Consider the following 18,823-nt stretch of genomic DNA (forward strand, 5'->3'; position numbering starts at 1 on the left):
GCTGTCTCTGCCATTTCCCCCACCAAAGTTAGATCCCGGTCACAAGTCACCGATATGATGGTTGCTTCTTCGTCCAGTTGGGTTAACTTCAAAGCGTTTTAAATTTCAGGAAAGCAAGGCGCTCAGATGGCTTTTGCAACAGAAATCGCGTCGCGGGTGTCCTTGGCATAATGGAGCAACAGATGGTGAACACAGCAATCCAACAGGAGCAGGCCCACAAAGTGCTGTCGGTCAATGCCCTGATCAAGAGCTACGGCGGTGCCGACATCCTCAAGTCCGTGTCGGTAGACATGGACGAGGGAGACTTCCTGGTGCTGGTCGGTCCCTCGGGCTGCGGCAAGTCCACCCTGCTCAACTGCATCGCCGGGCTGGAAGAAGCAACCGGTGGCCAGATCCTGATCGATGGACGCGATGTCACCCGGGTACCGCCCCGGGATCGGGATATCGCCATGGTGTTCCAGTCCTATGCCCTCTATCCCACCATGACGGTGGCGGAAAACATCGCCTTCGGCATGAAAATCCGCAAGGTTCCGAAGGAAGAGCAGCAGCGCAAGACCCGGGAGGTGGCGCAAATGCTGCAAATCGATCACCTGCTCGATCGCAAGCCATCGCAGCTCAGTGGCGGCCAGCGGCAACGGGTGGCCATGGGCCGGGCACTGGTGCGGGAGCCGGTGCTGTTCCTGTTCGACGAGCCCCTCTCCAACCTGGATGCCAAGCTGCGGGTGGAGATGCGCGCCGAGATCCACCATCTGCACAAACAGACCAACGCTTCCATCGTCTATGTGACCCACGATCAGATAGAAGCCATGACCCTGGGCACCAAGATAGTGGTACTGCGCGACGGCCATATCCAGCAGGTAGGGACCCCACAGCAAATCTACGACGAACCGGCCAACATGTTCGTGGCCAACTTCATGGGCACCCCGCCGATGAACCTGCTGCCCGCCCGGGTCGAGCTCAGCGATGCCGGCGTCCTCCTCGAGGTGTGCGGTCCAAACGGCTTTACCCTGGTGGATAGTCGCGCCACCGAACGGCTGCGTGACTACCAGGACAAGGAAGTAGTGGTAGGCCTGCGTCCCGAGGCGCTGCATCCCTACCGCGAAGCGCGACACGATCACGCCATCCACCTGCCGGTAGCCAATGTCGAGTCCTCCGGCTCCGATACCTTTGTGCAACTGCAAGCCGGAGAGCACAGGCTCAACGCCCGCCTCGGTGGCCGGAGCCGCGTCGCGGAAGGCGAGCCGCTGGCCCTGGCCGCCGAGATGGATCATGTCTGCTATTTCGATCCCCAGACCGAACTACTGATCAAGTAACCTGAATCAACGAGGATTTTTATGCCCGGGCAACCCCCTACCTCCGTCACCCGCCACTGGTGGAAAGAAGCCGTGGCCTACCAGATCTACCCGCGCAGCTTTATGGACTCCAATGGCGACGGCATCGGCGATCTGAACGGCATCACCGCCAGGCTGGACTACCTCCAGGATCTCGGCATCGATGTGATCTGGATCTGTCCCATGTATCCGTCCCCCAACGACGACAACGGCTACGACATCAGTGACTACCAAGGCATCATGGCCGAGTTCGGCACCATGGCCGACTTCGACCGGCTGCTGGCCGAGGTGCACGCCCGTGGCATGAAGCTCATCCTCGACCTGGTGGTCAACCACAGCAGCGACGAGCACCCCTGGTTTATCGAGTCCCGCTCTTCCCGCGGCAACCCCAAGCGCGACTGGTATATCTGGCGCGACGGCAAAAATGGCGCCGAGCCCAACAACTGGGAGAGCATCTTCAAGGGCTCGGCCTGGGAATATGACCAGACCACAGAACAATATTACCTGCATCTGTTTTCCCGCAAGCAGCCGGATCTGAACTGGGAAAACCCCGAGGTACGCGACGCCATCTACGAGATGGTACGCTGGTGGCTGGACAAGGGCATCGACGGTTTCCGCCTCGACGCCATCAGCCATATCAAGAAGGAAGCCGGCCTGAGCGACGTCCCTGCCCTGGAAGGCCAGGCCTATGGTGCCGCCTGGGACAAGATGATGAACGTCGACGGCATTATCGAGCACCTGGACGAGATGTGCCGGGAAACCTTCAACCGTTACGACATCATGACGGTGGGCGAAGCCAACGGCGTATCACCGGCCCAGGCGGAAGACTGGATAGGCGAACGGCACCAGCGGCTGGACATGATCTTCGCCTTCGACCATGTGGGGCTGTGGGCGGAAGATGAGGCGGCGGGCCTGGACCTGTCACAGATCAAGCAGGCCTTCGGTCGCTGGCAGACGGGAGTGGAAGGTTTTGGCTGGAATGCGCTCTTCGTGGAGAACCATGACGTGCCCCGCATCATCTCCAAATGGGGTGACGCCGAGCACTATTGGTACCAGAGTGCCACCGCCATCGCCAGCCTCTATTTCCTGATGCAGGGTACGCCCTTTATCTACCAGGGTCAGGAAATCGGCATGACCAACACCATGTTCGGGAGCCTCGACGATTTCAACGACGTGGCCGCCAAAAACCAGTATGTCCAGATGAAGCAACAGGGCGTGGATGACGCCGAGATCATCCGGACCCTGTCGCAGACCAGCCGGGACAATGCCCGCACCCCCATGCAGTGGAACGCCGGCCCCGGGGCGGGCTTTACCACTGATCGCTCGTGGCTGGCGCTCAACCCGAATTTCGAAACCATCAACGTGGCGTCCCAGTGGCGCGACTCGGACTCGGTACTCGGTTTCTACCGCCAGTTGATCCGCCTGCGCAAGGCCGAGCCGGCCCTGATCTACGGCCGCTACCGGCTGGAGCTGGAGTCGGACTCCCAGGTGTACGCCTACAGCCGCCTGCTCGACGGCCAGCACTGGCTGGTGCTGGTCAACCTGAGCAACCGACCGGCAGAGCGGCGGCGGTTGCCCTGGCCGCTGCATCATGAGCGACTGGCCCTGGCCAACTACCCGGTCGCACCGCACCCGGCCGGCGACACCCTGGATCTGCGCCCCTTCGAAGCCCGGGTTTACCGGCTGAACGACTGATCCCCTCCCCCCATATCCTGTAACTCCCACACGTCACTCCCGCGAAGGCGGGAGTCCATCCACACTCTGCAGAAGCAATGGGGTATGGAGAGTAGTGCCCCTTGCCCTGGATGCCCGCCTGCGCGGGCAGGACGGTAGGCATTACTCCCGCTTTTGACTTCGTCATTCCTGGTGACGACGGTTAAACGCCAGTATTGACGGGGAAATAGCAGGGGAAAAATCGGATGGTGGACTGGTCAACAAACTGAAAGGGCGCCGCGGCGCCCTTGTTGGTTATTTGGTTATTCTGCCGCCGGCTCCAGCAACGGCAGGTAATATTCGACCCCGTCCGGATCCCGGGCCCGCCACAGGGTCACATCGTGGTCGCCGTCTTGCGCGAAGCGGTGGCGCAGGTTGCCCGGGTTGCCGCCCGCGCTCAGTCCGGTGGCGGTAAGTGGCGCGCCCAGGTTGAGCAGGCCCCAGCTGGCGTCGGCGAACTTGAACTCGCTCACTCCGGCCCGGGCCCGGATCTTGCCGGCGTAGGTACCGGGAGCCACCGCCGCGAGCGGGCTCAGTCCCCAGTCGTTGGCGCCCCCCCGGAAGTGCAGCTCGGTGGCCAGGGGCTCCGGCACCAGCTCGAGCAGGGGCCTGGACGCGCCCTCCAGCCGGAGCGGGGCCACCAGTTCGCCCTTGTCATTCTCCCGGCTTAGCCCCATCACCCGCTCCCGTTCCAGCACCAGCGGCCGCTCCAGGATGGTGGCGCCCTCTTCCCGATCCAGGCGGGCGAACACCAGGATGCGGCGGGCGGCCTCGCCCCAGTCGAAGGCGGCCTGGAAGCCCGGGGTGGCGGCATCGGCATCCCGCAGCAGGCTTATGCCACCGTCCTCATCGTAGAGCAGCAGCTCGGGCAGCTCCCGGGGGTTGGCGTAGCTCAGCTCGAGCCGGGGCGAACGACCGTCCAGAACGAAGGACACCTCGGCCTGGCGCGGCGGCGCCACCAGGTTGCTCAGGCTGGCGCGCAGGGTCACTTCGGTGCCCTCGGCCAGTGCACTGGTATCCCAGTAGAGGCGATAAGGGGCGTTATTGTCCACCGCCAGTGTCTCGAAGTCGCCACCGTCGAGGCTGGCCTCGAACAACACCTGGTACTGGGGCAGCGCCTGCCCGGCCAGGGCCTCGGCCGTCACCTCCAGCTCCAGCAGGCCCGCTACCCGGGCCCCCGGCGCCAGCCCGCTCAGCACCGGCTCCGCCACCGGCGAAGGGCCGATGCCCTGGGCCTTCAGTATGGCAAACTGCAGCGGTTCCAGGGTCAGTTGCAACTGACCCTCGTTCACCCGGGAAACAACCTCGCCCGCCACCGGCCGGTAGTCGCCGGCCGCCGGCAAGGTCAGGCTCAGGGCCTCGTCGGCCAGGTTGAAGGCCAGCAGGTATTCCACCCCCTCGGCCAGATCCACCCGCGAGAAAGTCAGCACCCTGTCGTTGTCATCGCTGTTGGGGCGGGCCATCTGAATGCCGCTACGCAGCACCGGATGCTCCCGATACAGAACGCTCAGGCCGGCGATATCCTGGTACAGGGGGTGGGAGGGATCGAAGTTGTCGTCGGCGGTGGTGGCAGTGGTGCCGATCAGCCGGCCCGCGTTGTAGCTGGCCACCCGGGAGGGAAACATATTCTGGCGGGCATCCTTGTCACCGCCTTCGCCGGTAAAGCCCTGCTCGTCCCCGTAGTAGATCACCGGCACACCCCGGCTGAAGAACAGCAGGGCGTTGGCCAGGCGGTAGCGGGCCAGCAGCTTGGCGTCGTCCTGCTCTCCGCCCGCCTGCAGGAAATGGCCGAAGCGGCCGATATCGTGGTTGCCGAGGAAATTCAGCAGCTGGTTGGCGGAGCCGCCGGCATGGTTGTAGCGGTCATCCTGCTCGAACAGGGCCGTCAGGGCCTCGGCACCGCCCTGACCGGCCAGGGCAGCACCGGCGGCGGCCTGGAAGCCGAAGTCGAGCACGGTGGGAATGCCGGCGCTGCGGGTGTAGAAACTGAGTTCACGCGGATCGCTGCTGAACACCTCGCCGAACATGGTGAAATGGGCGATGCCGGCGCTGTCACGGGCATGGTCCAGCACGGCCGGGGCGAAGGCCCGCCAGAAGTCGGCATCCACGTGCTTGACGGTATCGAGGCGGAAGCCGTCGGGACGCCATTCGTCGATCAGCCCGGTGAAGATATCGATCAACCCGGCCACCACCTCGGGGTTGCCGGTGTCCAGATCATCCAGCCCGAAGAAATCGCCGTAGAGGCTGTCCTCGCCGGAAAAGCTGGAATCGCCCTGGTTATGGTAGAACCGGGGATCGTTGAGCCAGGCCGGCACCTTGGCGTTCTCCTCTCCCACCGGGATAAAGGGGGTATAGCCCTCCCCGGCCGCCACCCGCTCCCGGGAGCGGTAGTCGCACCGGTCCAGTCCGGCCAGGTGGGCGCCGTCCTCCCGGTGGCATTCACGGTATTTGATCACGTCGGCGGTGTGGTTGACGATGATGTCGAAGAATACCTTGATGCCGCGTTCGTGAGCGGCGGCGATAAAGGCCTTCATCTCCTCATTGTTGCCGAAATGGGGATCCAGACGGGTGAAGTCCAGAGTCCAGTAGCCATGGTAGCCGGCCGTGTCGCCCTGTACCGCCTTGTTCTTGAGGATGGGCGTCAGCCAGATGGCGGTGATCCCCAGCCCCTCCAGGTAGTCGAGCTTCTGCTGCAGGCCGGCGATGTCGCCGCCGTGGAACATGCCTTTGTCGGTGGGGTCATAACCGCCGGAGGCATGGGGGTCGTTCGGGTCACCCTGGTTGTTGTCCGGATTGCCGTCATGGAAACGGTCCGGCAGCACGAAGTAGAACACCTCGTCCTCGATGCCGTGGCGCGGACTGTCGAACAGGGTGCGGGGCTGGGTGTCCGCCAGGGCGGGCGTGGCCATGATGGCGCCCAGGGCCATGGCCAGTACGGTACGATTCATCTGCTAGTCCCTATGGATGATGGAAGTGCCGGCCCGGGGCCGGAGCAAAAGGGGTGATACCCACTACAAAATTAAAGCGCTTTAAATCATCAACGCAAGACGGCCGTACTTCCCGATGCAGAATCTGTGACCCACCCCGCCTTTTGGTTGATCAATCCCGTTAAAATGGTGATATTGTGCTGTTGTTACCGGCCGGCAACGGCATACTTAATTGAAACGCTTACAGCAAGAGGAGAGGACGGTGGTCACGTTAAAGGATCTGGCCGAGCATCTGGGGCTGTCGCAGGCGACGGTCAGCCGGGCCCTGAACGGCTATCCCGAGGTCAACGAAAAGACCCGGCGCCGGGTGTTAGAGGCGTCCAAGCAGCTCAACTACCTGCCCAACCTGGGCGCCCGCAAGCTGGCCACCGGCAAATCCGGCATGGTGGGCATAGTGCTCAGGTCCTGCGACGAACTGGTGAACGCCCCGGAATACGTGCAGATGATTGCAGAAATAAGCCACCACCTGGGCAACGCCGGCTACGATCTGCTGATCAATTCGGCCCGCCAGGGCAACGCGCTGGACTCGTTCAAGCGCTTTGTGGCCGGCCGGGCGGTGGACGGCCTTATCCTCAACAGCCCGGAGCTCGAAGACGAACGGGTCGCCTTTTTGCAAAAACAGGGCTTTCCCTTCGTGATGCACGGGCGTTCGGCCAGCCAGGTCGACTATCCCTACTACGACATCGACAACTACGACGCCATCAACCAGGCGACCGAGCTGTTGCTCGCCCTGGGACACCAACGTATCGCCCTGCTTAACGGCCCGGCCCAGTTGGCCTTTACCGCCGAGCGGGCCCGCGCCTTTCACGACCGCCTGCAACAGCAGGGCCTGGCGCCGCCCGATGCCTGGAGCGTCAATACCGGCACCACCGACGACGACGGTTATCTGCAGGCCCTGAGCTGGCTGGGGGATCCCTCCCGGCCCGTGCCGAGCGCCATTATCTGCGCCTCGGCCACCCAGGCACTGGGCGTCTACCGGGCCGCCGGAGAACTGGGTATCACCATCGGCAAGGAACTGTCGGTGATCGCCCACGACGATGTGGTGTCCTTCCTGCGCACCGACCATTTCGATCCGCCGCTCACGGTCACCCGCTCGCCCTTTATGGACGCCTGCCGGCCCCTGGCCGAGATGATGGTGGCGCTGCTCGACGGTGCCGATCCCCAGTCCCTGCAGACCGTGGTACCGGTGGAGCTGATCGTGCGCCGTTCCTGCGGACCTTGCCCCCGCTCCTGACCCCGAAACCGGCGCGACAAGCGCGCCGGTCGGGCGAACTCAGTCCCGACTGCCGAACAGACGCCGGCCCAACCCTTTCAGCAAGCCGCGCTCTTCGCTCTGTTCAAGCCGGCCGGCCTTGACCAGGGTCTCGTACAAGGCTTGGGCCTTCCCCGCCCCCACTACCAGCTGATAGGCCTTGTGCTGCCCGAGCACACCACCTTCGATCACCGCAACGATCGGCGCCAGCCGCTCGATACGGCTCTTGTCGAAACGGGTCTCATCATGGATATCCGCCCGCAGCCGGGTGGCGCAGTAAGAGAGCCGGGCCAGGTTGTCGGCCCCGCCCATGGCGTCCAGCAGTTCGGCGGCAATGGATTCTTGGTTCATGTTGACTCCTCGGTAATGGCAGCTCTCAAAAATTAAAGCGCTTTAAATATAGCATATACTACCCCATCATCCAGGACAGACAAAACGCTGATTGAGTGAACGACCTCACCCTACCGTTAGAGCCGCATCCCCAACTGCTGGCGCAGATAGGCCCCCGCCCCCAGCAGCCCCGGATGCGGGTGGGTGATGAGGAAAACGGGGACGGCGGCCAGGTAGTCACTGAAGCGGCCCTTGTCCTCGAACGCCGCCCTGAAGCCGGAATCGCGGAAAAAGTCGAAGAAGCGCGGCACTATGCCGCCGGCGATATAGACGCCGCCGAAGGTACCCAGGTTCAACGCCAGGTTGCCGCCGAAGCGTCCCATCAGCACGCAGAACAGGGACAGGGTCCGCCGGCACAGCTCGCAGTCACCGCCGAGGGCGCGCTCGGTGATCTGCCCGGGCGCCAGCGCCTCGGGCGACCGGCCCACCAACTCGGCCAGGGCCTGATAGAGGTTGACCAGGCCGCTGCCGGAGAGCAGGCGTTCCGCCGACACATGGGCCCAGCGCCGGCGCAGTACCCGCAGCAACTCCTCTTCCTCGGCGTTGCCCGGGGCCAGATCCACATGGCCGCCCTCGCCGGGCAGGCTCAGCCAGGTATCGCCACAGGGCACCAGGTGGGCCACCCCCAGGCCGGTGCCGGCGCCGTACACCGCCACCGGCTGGCCGGGCCGCCCCTCCCCGCCCCCGAGCTGGCAACGGTCTTCCGGCGCCAGCGCCGGTATCGCCATGGACACGGCGGTAAAGTCGTTGATCACCTCGAGCCGCGCCAGCCCCAGGCCGGCCCGCATGGCCGCGATGGAAAAGCGCCAGCTGTGGTTGGTCATCACCACCTCATCCCCTTGCACCGGGCAGGCGATGGCGATGCAGGCCTCGGTCACCGCCACCCCCTGTTCGGCAAGATAATGTCGGATCACCTGCTCCAGGCCGGGGTAGTCTGCGGTGGGATAGCTGCGGATGCCGGACAGGGCGCCCGATGCTCGTTCACAGAGGGCCAACCGGGCATTGGTGCCGCCCACGTCGCCCACCAGGATATACTGGATCATCGTCGTTACTCGCTAGATTAAAGAAGTGGCATGGCGGGTCGGGCCCGCTCGGACTGGGGCCAGCATAAAGACGGCCATGGTACAAATGAAATCGATTTTATTGCTGGCAATATAGGTTTTATCTATGCCAGCAGGAGGTAGCCTCCTTCGCCGGCCGGGGCGGAGAGAACGGCATAAAAATTCCGTTTACGCCGCCGGCCTTTGTGCTATAACCAGGGGCCGTTTTTTCGCATTCATACAGGAAGTATCATGTCTCAATTCGACAACGTTACCGTGATCAAGAAGGCCAATGTCTACGACGGCGGCAAGGTCACCAGCCGGGTGGTCAAATTCGCCGACGGCAGCCGCAAGACCCTCGGCATCATGCTGCCGGGCGAATACACCTTCGACACCGCCGCCGCCGAGCTGATGGAAATCCTCGACGGCGAGCTGGACGTCCAGCTGCCGGGCAGCGACGACTGGCAGAGCATCAAGGGCGGCGAGTCCTTCAACGTGCCCGCCAACGCCATCTTCAAGCTCAAGGTCCACAGCCTGGTGGACTACTGCTGCTCCTACTTCGATTAAGCCACTTCCCGGGGCCAGGCTTAGCTTAGCTTAGCCCCGGGACATGCCTACCCTACAGGGACGTATTTCGGCTCCCCAACCAGGCAACCGTTCTCGCCATACACAGCCCCTGCCGTTAATCACGGGTCGACACCCAGCTCCGGGACGGCCACCGCTCACCTGCCCACCTTTTTTACCCAGTTGTATGGTTTTCCCCGTTCCGTGGAGGCAAAAGGTCTGGTCGCGCATATATTCGGGCCGCGCTACATGGTTGCAGGATGTCCTTGATCGCGTTTGAGGTCTCGCTGGTAAGGGGAGACATGCGAAACAGAGGGCTCGGTCAACCACGGAGGTTTCCATGCGCTACTTCACATCCCTTTTCCTGTATCTCGGCCTGTGCGCCATTTTGGCGGCAGAACCATCCCACCCGATCGGCGTCCGTTCGCTCGACATACCGGACATCGAGGCGGTCGTGTGGTACCCGTCGGCACGTGACGAGCCCGCAACGCTCGTCGCGGACAACCCGGTTTTCGTTGGCGTGCGGGTGGTGAAAGGCGCCCCCGTTCTGGCGGGCACGCATCCCGTTGCGCTGCTTTCTCATGGCTACAGCGGCCTGTGGCGCAATCAGGCCTGGCTTGCGGCGCGGCTTGCGCAGGCCGGATACCTCGCCGTCAGCCTCAACCATCCCGGCACTACCTTCGGCGATATGGATCCATCCTGGGCGACGCGCCTTGCCGAACGGCCGCGCCAGCTTTCCCGAGTACTGGATGCGCTGCTGGCGGATGATGACTTGGCCTCCCGGACCGACCCGGCGCGGATCGCGGTGATCGGTCATTCCCTGGGCGGCTGGACGGCGCTGGCCCTGGCCGGTGGCGTGTTCGATCCCGCCCGCCTGCAGGACGCGTGCGGAAACAGCACGGATAAAATGGTCTGCACGGTATTTCGCAACGGCGGCATGACGAAGCAAACCGCCGTGCCCGATGGGCGCGATGACCGCATTTCGGCGGCGGTGCTGCTGGACATGGAAGGCATCCATGGCTTCACCCCCGGCAGTCTGCGCGAGCTGTCCATCCCGACTCTGGCGCTTGCCGCCGGGATCGGGGATCCGGCACTGCCTCTGGGGTGGGAAAGCCGCGCACAAGCCAAGCTGCTGCCGGCCGCCACCAGCCGCTACGCGGAGGTGATCGGCGCCACGCACTTTTCGTTTATGAGCGAATGCAAGCCGGGAGCGGAAGAGATCCTGAAGGAGGACGCCTTCATCTGCCAGGGAGAAACTGCCCCACGCGCGAAACTGCATGAGGAAATCGCCTCGACCGTCATCCGCTTTCTGAACGCTGGCAATCGCTTGGCGTCTGCCCTGCAGTCTCCCTGAAGGCGCGATTGAAACTGGATTGGGTCTGAAACATGACCCCGAGTAACCGGCGGTTCACTGTCGCGCATTAGAGGGCGTAACGAAAGTTTGCCGGCAGGGACCTCTCCACCTTCGCCACCCCGTTCAATGCCAGGGGCGACCTGTCGCTGCGCGCCGGCGACAATATCAATTACTACTTGGTGCAGGATCAGACCAACCACAAGGACACCTCGCACAAAAAGAGCAGCCTGTTTGGGGCCAAGTACAAGAGCACCAACAGCACCCACAGCCGGGCCCCCCTCACCGGCCAGGTGACCAAACTGCAAAGCCGGCGGGACATCACCAGCGACTCGGGCGGCGACCAGTTGCTGCAGGGTACCCGGGTCAGCTACGGCGGCCGGGCCCTGTTCCGCGCCGGGGTGGGCGACACCGCCCGCAAGGACGCCCGTATCCTGCTGCAGGGCGTGAAAAACTCGGTGGAAGAAAGCCGCACCCGCGAGAGCGACTATGTGGTGTGGCAAAAGCAGCAGGGCGAGGGCTACTACCGGGAAACCCTTACCCTGCCCCAGTTCAGCGGTCCCGGCTTGCCGGTGTTCCAGGCCCCGGGCGGGCTGACCGCGCAACTGCCCGCCGGCGACTTCCGCCGCGAGGTGCAAAAGCTGGCCGGCCAACCGGGCATGGCGTATCTTGGGGCCCTGACCCGACGCAAGGACGTGGACTGGCGCTCGGTCAAGCTGGCCCACGACCAGTGGCAATACCAACAGCAAGGACTAACCCCGGCCGGCGCCGCCCTGGTGGCGGTGGCGGTAGCCTGGGCGGCCGGTCCCGGCCTCGGCTTACTGGGCACCAGCACCACCCCTGCCGGCCTGATGCTGGACGCCGCCCTCGGCAGCCTGGCCACCCAGGCCAGCATCACCCTTATCAACAACCGCGGCAACCTCGGCAACACCCTGAAAGAGCTGGGCAGCAGCCGGGTGGCCCGGGCCACGATCACCGCCGCCCTCACCGCCGGCGTGCTCGAGCACATCGGCGCCCTGAACAGCATCAAGGAGCTGGCCAACAGCACCGCCTGGCAGGACCAGCTCACCGTCAACCTGGTCAACGCCAGCGGACAGTCGCTGACCAACGCCGCCATCAACGGCGGCAAGCTGAGCGACGCCCTGCGGGAGGCCCTGCGCACCGGCCTGGTCAACCAGGTGCACGGCATGGCCGCCAGCCACATCAAGGAGCTGGAAAAGTACTATGTTGCCCACAAGCAGGCCCACGCCCACGGCGGCGCCGGTGCCGCCGTGGGCGGACGCTGTGCCGACGGCGCCATCGGCGCGGCGGTGGGCGAGATGGTCGCCGAGCTGCAGGACAAGCCCGGCGCCACAGCCGGCGAACAGGAATGGCAGGCCTACCGGGCCAACACCCTGGCACTAAGCAAAATCACCGCCGGTGCCATCACCGCCTACGCCGGCGGCAACGCCCAGACCGCCATCAACAGTGCCGATACCGCGGTGAGGAATAACGTCCTCAGTACGACGTCTTCAACGAAACGGGATGAGTTGGCAGAGAAAGTATTGAAAGGTGATAAGTCTCTGCAAACCGCGAAAGAGTTTTTACAGCTTGAAAATGCTGATAAACGTAGTGATGCATTGGTAGCTAAATTTAATAAAGATCCAGCAGACTTAAGTACTGGCGAGCGCACAGAACTGGCGAGTTATATTAGGGTATACGCTGCCGAAATGCATGCTCAGTACGGTGAGGCAGTAACTAAAGAGCTGATTACTGGAATGCTGACAGGACAGGATTATCTGAAGTCAGCCCCGCAGACGGAAGCTCAGCAGAAAGCTCAAACCATCATGAAAACGTGGGGATACCATAAATCCAATGCAAGTATTGGTGACCCCATATTGGCATTTGGGACAGGGCCATTAGCAAATTCAATCAAAGCCGGTGTATTGAGCAATGCGGCGATAGGTGTTAGTGTTAATACAGCCGTTCAGCTTGGTGGTAAGGATCCGTTTAACTACGTTGATGCGATAGTCGCCGGTGTTACCGCCGCAGCAACTACAGGGAAAGGTATAGGTGTATCTGCTGGAATCAATATGGGCGGTGCTGCTTTGGGTAGTGCGCTAAAAGGGGAGGATCCAACTGGGGCTGCAATTGGGGCAGGAGCTGGCTCATTGCTGGGAGGTAAAGCTGGACAGGTTACTTCGGGTGCAATCGGCCAGGTAGTTGATAAAACTACTTCTGATATAGGAGGCGCTGTAGTGGGTTCTGTCATATCTGAGGCTGTTGGTGGTGCTGTAAAAGAAGAAATAGATAAGGCAGGTAAGAAATGATTAAATTTCAAAGGGCGGGTATTCCCTTATTGATTTCTTTGGTTATTTATTGGTCTTTAATTATTTCTGTGACCATCTTTTTTGCTGTGCTAAGTGTTGCGGTATTCTTTTTTTTAACCAGTAGTAATGATTTGAATTTTGATTGGTTAGCTCAAAGTGTTTCTGCGATAAGAAAAGGAGTCTCGGCTGGTGCAGTTCTAGGTATCGGCATTTGGATTAAAGCTAAAATAGAAGAAAACAGACGCAAAAAAGTCCAGAGTGAAAAACAGAAATAAAGAGTCCCGGCCAACTGGCCGGGATTTTTTCTTTTATGCTTTGAAAACATCCAATTCCCGCCGCTGCAACCGAATCACACCGGGCGCGGCGGTTACCTCAAGCTGTTCAGCGCTGGTGATACCGGACTCGGTGAGCCAGTCGCCGCCGATAATCACCTCGCTGTTCTCCCGTACCCAATCCGCGCCCAGATCCGGGCGCTCTTGGCTGGCCTCACACAGCAACGAATGGGGTCAGGTCTTGTTTTTTGCCATGCGTCGACGCCTGGGCCTTTGCCTTGTCGGTGTATTTCTGAACGAGTACGTGGGCTGGCGTCCGGCCCAGGAGCAATTGATTGCAGCGGGAGTATCAAGCGGAGCCAATGCCGCCATCCAATATGGCACTACCGGTGAAGTCAAACTCTCGGATGTTATTGGTTCTGGTATGATTGGTGCCATTACAGCAGGCAAAGGTTATGACCAGACGGTTATGTGGAACGCGGTAGGTGGCTATTACTCGGCAGAGATAAAAGGTGATGATCCCTTTATGGCTGCATTACTGAGCAAAGCCGGTGCATCCGTAGGCTACGCCACCGGCAATATCATCAAGGTTCCCATGGAGCGAGTGCTCAACCCTGTCTCCAAGCAATATGAGTGGATACCTACTGGCATCTGGACAATAACAAAACCGGCGCCTCAAAGCTCTATTCCTTCAATATTTGGAAACGCAGGAGACTCGTTTACATCAGAGTTATCCTCTGATTCACTAAATAAGGCATTGCAAAACAAGGAAAGAATAAGATGACAAAAAAAAGATCTCTCTTATTGCTCATTTATCTATGCAGCGCTAGCTTCATTTCTTTTTTTATAATGAGTTTGGCATTCCACTTCCTCGGATACTGGATTGGAAATGGAGATGATATCATTTCATTTTTAAGGGGTAATGTGTGGATTTACCTTAAAATGGGAATTATAGGTTTTTGTGTTGGCTTTTCACTTTGGCTATTTAATGTCCGTTAAATAGCTGTTCCGAATAGTAGATCAGTGGAGGCAGCGATCGGGAACAGCTAAACGCCAGGGATGGCGCAGCGGTGGGCGAGATGGTCGTCGAGCTGGTGGATAAACCAAGCGCCTTTGCCAGCGAAAAGGAATGCGCACGAATGGGGTCAACGAGTGGGGTCAGGTCTTGTCTTTTGCCCTGCGTCGACACCTGGGCCTTTGCCTTGTCGGTGTATTTCTGAACGAGTACGTGGGCTGACGTCCAGCCCAGGAGCAATTGATTGCAGCGGGAGTATCAAGCGGAGCCAATGCCGCCATCCAATATGGCACTACCGGTGAAGTCAAACTCTCGGATGTTATTGGTTCTGGTATGATTGGTGCCATTACAGCAGGCAAAGGTTATGACCAGACGGTTATGTGGAACGCGGTAGGTGGCTATTACTCGGCAGAGATAAAAGGTGATGATCCCTTTATGGCTGCATTACTGAGCAAAGCCGGTGCATCCGTAGGCTACGCCACCGGCAATATCATCAAGGTTCCCATGGAGCGAGTGCTCAACCCTGTCTCCAAGCAATATGAATGGAAACCTACTGGCGTCTGGACAATAACAAAACCGGCGCCTATCAGCTCCGTCCCCTCCATTTCAGGGAACATTGGAGATTCTGTAGCTTCAGAGCTATTAAACACAGGACTAAATATTGGACTTATGCACAATAGGAACAAAAAATGAGAAAGATGGCTTTAATGCTATATCTATCCTGCGCTTATTTTATCGCTCTTTTTTTAATGAGCATAATATTCCAAGCTCTTGGTTATTGGATCGGTGGCGGCGAGAGCATCATTGGTTTTATAAAAGAAAATATGTGGACCTATTTTAAGATGGGCATTATAGGTTTTTTTGTTGGCTTTGCACTTTGGCTATTTAATGTCTGTTAATCTATAGATGGTCATGTTAAAGAGGATCCCTCCCTAGGAAGGGATTCTCTCCTTCATCATCGCCGGCGTGCTCGAGCACATCGGCGCCCTGAACAGCATGAAGGAGCTGGCCGGCAGCACCGCCTGGCAGGACCAGCTCACCGTCAACCTGGTCAACGCCAGCGGACAGTCGCTGACCAACGGCGCCATCAACGGCGGCAACCTGGCCGACGCCCTGCGCAACAGCCTGGTCAACCAGGTGCACGGCATGGCCGCCAGCCACATCAAGGAGCTGGAAAAGTACTATGTTGCCCACAAGCTGGCCCACGCCCTGGCCGGCTGCGGCGCCGGCGCCGCCGTGGGCGGCCGCTGCGCCGACGGTGCCATCGGCGCAGCGGTGGGCGAGATGGTCGCCGAGCTGGTGGATAAACCCAGCGCCTTTGCCAGCGAAAAGGAATGGCAGGCCTACCGGGCCAATGCCCTGGGCTTAAGCAAAATCACCGCCGGTGCCATCACCGCCTACGCCGGCGGCAATGCCCAGACCGCCATCAACAGCGCCGATACCGCGGTGAAGAACAACTACCTCCTGCTGCGCGAGGCCGAGGAAAAGGCGATACTGGAACGCCAACTGAGAGGCGGGCAACTGTCCAGCGACGAACAGCTCAGGATCGCCGCTCGCCTGGATCAGCTCAATGGGGTTGACCTCGCCCGCGACCAGGCCATCAGGGAGGCCTGCCCGTCCGGCAGTAAAGGGAGCGCAGCCTGCGGAGCACTGGTCGGCACGGCCCAGGAAGCGCTGAAGATGTACGGTGAAAACGTCACCTACTCGCTACTGTATAAAGACCTCTACCCGCGGGATGCCAGAAACCTGGAGTCGATACTTCAGGGGCTGGATGCCAACAGCATCGTACGTGACCAGGCCATCGCGGCGATAGCGAGCACTTCCGGGATCAGCTGGGCAACCGCCGCCAACCGTTACGATAGTGCAATGATGCTGCATACCGTAACCGCGACACTGGCTGGTTACTATGGGTTGCAGTCCATTACGGCGCCTAGTAAAATTGATGTTCCAAACAACAGTGAAGCCGCATTTAGTCGAATTGTTCCTGGTGGTGGTTTGCAAGCCCATGAAAATGTCGGCGGACATTTGCTATCGAAGCATGTGGGCCAGTCTGAACAAGCGCTTATGAACCGTTTGGCGGCAGAACCAAGAATATCCGGCTCATCATCCTTCTATAACCGTGCTACTGCAGAGAATGCTGTGTCACAAGTTCTTGATACGAACCAAGCCAAGATAACAGATTGGCTAAATAGTTCTGGAGGACGCTTGCGTCTTGATCACACACTACCTGATCCTGCTGGCATATCCGTTACACGCGGATCTGCTGATGCGGTCGACGTTAATTCGGCCAGAGTTATATTGGTTCGAGATCCATCAACGCCAATCGGCTACAAAATTCTTACGGGGTTTCCAACAAAGCCATGATGAACGATAAAACATATACTCTTGGTCAGATACTCGGTTGCTATTTTTATCAAGATTGGCCGGATGAATTCGATAGCGATGTGTCGGTGCTTCAGGCTATTGTTGAATCTGAAACAGTCGATCAAATTCGAGCTGGGGTAGAGGAAATCGATATACTTTTGGCAGCTCATCTATCTGAGAGTGAACTAAGGGATATTTTGATCAATAAGGTTGGATGCTACTTTGATCCAGAATCCCAGGGAATTACCTGTGAGCAATGGCTAAAGAGGGTGCGTGAGGTATTCTCTCAAGTGTGAGTGTTCTTTGTGAGCAAAACGCCCGCCTCGTTCGGGCGTTGTTCCAAACAATAATCTGACAGGACCACGATCAGTAGCTGAAGCAAATGCTCCTCATCTTGCAAAAGGCAACCTTCCTCCTTATGCGGAAGGTAAGCGAGTTCGGGATATTATTCTTCGGCAAGAAAGGTTTTTTGTACGTGTGCACGGTGAAGGTAACCAAGCCAGATCATGGTTGATACGTCCACATGAAATCAGAGGATTAACCCCTCAGCAGATAAAAGATAAGTTCGCACTACCTGAGCTTCCCACTTTTGTATCTGATGTCCATGTTCCTGCAGGGACCAGAATTCGAGTTGGCACTGTCGCCGAACAGCCAAACTGGGGAAATGGCGGAGCAATTCAATACGAGTCACTTCAACGTCTCCCATCATCTTCATTCCAAAACATGAGGCCATTACCATGAAAGAGTCAATTGCTCACTCGGCTACCAACAATGTACTTAAAATTAAACCATCTGGTACTAGCGTGTCGTTTCAATGGCCAATAGCCCAGGTAGTTTCTTTTTCCGATATACTTGTAGTTCGTATTGAACCGGACCCAGGCTCATGCTTTAACGAGAACGTTTTTGGGGTTAATAAAGACGGCAGCATCGTGTGGACGATAGAAAAGATAAAGCATGTGTATGACGATAGTCCTTATACATCAATCGTCGCCAAGGATGACAACATAAAGCTCTTCAATTGGGATGGTGATGAATTATTAGTTGAGCCAAAAAGCGGGAGGATTATCTCAATAGGATATGGGAAATAGATTTTCCAAAGGCAAGACCAGGGCTGGTCTTGTCGTTTCCCCGCACCGACACCTGAGTCTTAACCTATTGGCGTATTCCCAAACAACGCCCTATAGCAGGACACCAGCATCCTGCTGCAGGGCGTGAAAAACTTGGTGAAAAGAACACCCTAACCCGGCGCCAGGACGTGGGCTGGCGCTCGGTCAAGCTGGCCCACGCCCTGGCCGGCTGCGGCGCCGGTGCCATCACCGCCTACGCCAGCGGCAACGCCCAGACCGCCATCAACAGCGCCGATACCGCGGTGAAGAATAACTACCTGAGCCAACGGCAGCAGGCCCAGCGGGAAGTGGAGCTCAATAACTGCAAGACCGACGTCGACTGCCAAGTCGGCGTGCGCATCAAATGGCTGGCCATCGACACCGGCCCAGGATGCCAGCTTTGCCACCGGCTTGGCCGCCGGGGTATCCGCCGGCCTCTTCGACACCGTCGAGGGCCTGGTTCATATGGGGATGAATCCCCAGGACACCTGGAAGGCTATCCAGGGCCTTATCAACAGCGGCGATATCCTCGGCACCGTGTCCTCGGCGGTGAAGCAGTCCTATCTCGACCGTATCGACCATATGATGACCGAATACGAACGGGCCGGTGCCGGCGGCGCCTTCAACGCCGGTGTGGAAGCTGGTAAGCTGGTCGCAGACCTCGCCTCCCTCGTCGCCGGCGGCTGGGGTGCTGCCAAGGGTGGCGGTATCTTGATTGAGAAGGTGGCGGCGAAGGTTGCAGCTCCAAACAAAATTACGACACCTGAAAGAGTTGTTGCTCCAAAGGGAGTAGTGATTGCTCCGGGCAAGTTTGACTATCTATTTGGGCGGGTTAGCAGTAATGCACACAACGCAGCTCGCTCGAATCAGTTAGCCTTTGAGATGCAGAGGCTTGGTGTTCCTGATACGGCAGCAGGTCGCCAAATGTTGACTCAACACCTCGAACTTGCAGCTAAGACTGAGGGGAACATAACACGGACATTTTCAAATCAGTACGGACGTTTTGAAGTGCGGGAATCGCTTTTCATAGGGCCGTCTGGCAAGGTTGCCAAATTTGAAAGTACGTTCCAAGTTCTCGAAGACGGCACACGCCAACTAAGCACCGTGATTCCATTTCACTGAGGAAGTT

The 18,823-nt window shown here is 59.2% G+C and carries 17 protein-coding genes and 1 pseudogene; 15 read left to right on the forward strand and 3 right to left on the reverse strand.

Annotated features, from left to right (window positions below; translation table 11 throughout):
• Positions 1–182 precede the first annotated feature (182 nt).
• Positions 183–1,313 carry an ABC transporter ATP-binding protein gene (locus tag ACEVBK_RS11455; RefSeq protein ID WP_094040181.1) on the forward strand — a complete coding sequence of 377 codons (1,131 nt, stop codon included), beginning with the start codon at positions 183–185 and terminating at the stop codon, positions 1,311–1,313.
• A gap of 21 nt (positions 1,314–1,334) precedes the next feature.
• Complete coding sequence (locus tag ACEVBK_RS11460; protein WP_375055081.1) at positions 1,335–3,026, forward strand: alpha-glucosidase; 1,692 nt, start codon at positions 1,335–1,337, stop codon at positions 3,024–3,026.
• A gap of 281 nt (positions 3,027–3,307) precedes the next feature.
• On the opposite strand, the gene ACEVBK_RS11465 is transcribed toward ACEVBK_RS11460, so the two are convergent.
• Entirely contained in the window at positions 3,308–5,992 is a 2,685-nt protein-coding gene (locus tag ACEVBK_RS11465) for an alpha-amylase family glycosyl hydrolase (RefSeq protein WP_375055082.1), read from the reverse strand.
• 241 nt (positions 5,993–6,233) lie between these two features.
• Here ACEVBK_RS11465 and ACEVBK_RS11470 point away from each other — a divergent pair, with 241 nt between their 5' ends.
• Positions 6,234–7,265, forward strand: a complete 1,032-nt coding sequence (locus ACEVBK_RS11470) for a LacI family DNA-binding transcriptional regulator (RefSeq protein ID WP_375055083.1) — start codon at positions 6,234–6,236, stop codon at positions 7,263–7,265.
• Positions 7,266–7,304: 39 nt separating this feature from the next.
• Here ACEVBK_RS11470 and ACEVBK_RS11475 read toward each other — a convergent pair whose 3' ends face one another.
• Positions 7,305–7,634 (reverse strand): PTS transporter subunit EIIB, encoded by a 330-nt coding sequence (locus tag ACEVBK_RS11475; RefSeq protein ID WP_375055084.1) that lies wholly within the window; start codon positions 7,632–7,634, stop codon positions 7,305–7,307.
• Positions 7,635–7,750: 116 nt separating this feature from the next.
• The gene (glk, locus tag ACEVBK_RS11480; RefSeq protein WP_375055085.1) at positions 7,751–8,716 is read right to left on the reverse strand and encodes a glucokinase; all 966 of its coding nucleotides are present in this window, start codon (positions 8,714–8,716) and stop codon (positions 7,751–7,753) included.
• 249 nt (positions 8,717–8,965) lie between these two features.
• Here glk and ACEVBK_RS11485 point away from each other — a divergent pair, with 249 nt between their 5' ends.
• The 12 genes and pseudogenes from ACEVBK_RS11485 to ACEVBK_RS11540 all read left to right on the forward strand — a co-directional run bounded on the left by ACEVBK_RS11485 (position 8,966) and on the right by ACEVBK_RS11540 (position 18,816).
• On the forward strand, positions 8,966–9,280 hold the full coding sequence (locus tag ACEVBK_RS11485) for a pyrimidine/purine nucleoside phosphorylase (RefSeq protein ID WP_202085154.1): 315 nt from the start codon (positions 8,966–8,968) through the stop codon (positions 9,278–9,280).
• A gap of 337 nt (positions 9,281–9,617) precedes the next feature.
• Positions 9,618–10,631, forward strand: coding sequence for an alpha/beta hydrolase family protein (locus ACEVBK_RS11490; protein WP_375055086.1), 1,014 nt, complete (start codon positions 9,618–9,620; stop codon positions 10,629–10,631).
• A 290-nt stretch (positions 10,632–10,921) separates the two neighbouring features.
• Entirely contained in the window at positions 10,922–12,937 is a 2,016-nt protein-coding gene (locus tag ACEVBK_RS11495) for a DUF637 domain-containing protein (RefSeq protein WP_375055087.1), read from the forward strand.
• Positions 12,934–13,212: a hypothetical protein gene (locus ACEVBK_RS11500; protein WP_375055088.1), complete on the forward strand. Its 279-nt coding sequence runs from the start codon at positions 12,934–12,936 to the stop codon at positions 13,210–13,212. The genes ACEVBK_RS11495 and ACEVBK_RS11500 overlap by 4 nt, the downstream gene beginning before the upstream one ends.
• Entirely contained in the window at positions 13,196–13,993 is a 798-nt protein-coding gene (locus ACEVBK_RS11505; protein ID WP_375055089.1) for a hypothetical protein, read from the forward strand. The genes ACEVBK_RS11500 and ACEVBK_RS11505 overlap by 17 nt, the downstream gene beginning before the upstream one ends.
• A 471-nt stretch (positions 13,994–14,464) precedes the next feature.
• On the forward strand, positions 14,465–14,917 hold the full coding sequence (locus ACEVBK_RS11510) for a hypothetical protein (protein ID WP_375055090.1): 453 nt from the start codon (positions 14,465–14,467) through the stop codon (positions 14,915–14,917).
• Positions 14,914–15,123, forward strand: coding sequence for a hypothetical protein (locus ACEVBK_RS11515; RefSeq protein ID WP_375055091.1), 210 nt, complete (start codon positions 14,914–14,916; stop codon positions 15,121–15,123). Before ACEVBK_RS11510 ends, ACEVBK_RS11515 begins: the two co-directional genes overlap by 4 nt.
• Positions 15,124–15,220: 97 nt before the next feature.
• A complete protein-coding gene (locus ACEVBK_RS11520) occupies positions 15,221–16,588 on the forward strand; it encodes an RNase A-like domain-containing protein (RefSeq protein WP_375055092.1) in 1,368 nt (455 codons plus the stop codon).
• A complete protein-coding gene (locus ACEVBK_RS11525) occupies positions 16,585–16,884 on the forward strand; it encodes a contact-dependent growth inhibition system immunity protein (protein ID WP_375055093.1) in 300 nt (99 codons plus the stop codon). Before ACEVBK_RS11520 ends, ACEVBK_RS11525 begins: the two co-directional genes overlap by 4 nt.
• A gap of 441 nt (positions 16,885–17,325) precedes the next feature.
• Positions 17,326–17,676 carry a hypothetical protein gene (locus ACEVBK_RS11530; protein WP_375055094.1) on the forward strand — a complete coding sequence of 117 codons (351 nt, stop codon included), beginning with the start codon at positions 17,326–17,328 and terminating at the stop codon, positions 17,674–17,676.
• Between the two features lie 167 nt (positions 17,677–17,843).
• Positions 17,844–17,966, forward strand: a pseudogene (locus tag ACEVBK_RS11535) (hypothetical protein); the annotation flags it as partial.
• A gap of 199 nt (positions 17,967–18,165) precedes the next feature.
• The gene (locus ACEVBK_RS11540) at positions 18,166–18,816 is read left to right on the forward strand and encodes a hypothetical protein (protein WP_375058617.1); all 651 of its coding nucleotides are present in this window, start codon (positions 18,166–18,168) and stop codon (positions 18,814–18,816) included.
• The last annotated feature ends 7 nt before the right edge of the window (positions 18,817–18,823 follow it).

Origin of the sequence: Zobellella sp. DQSA1 (assembly GCF_041950555.1) — a bacterium.
Lineage (GTDB): Bacteria > Pseudomonadota > Gammaproteobacteria > Enterobacterales > Aeromonadaceae > Oceanimonas.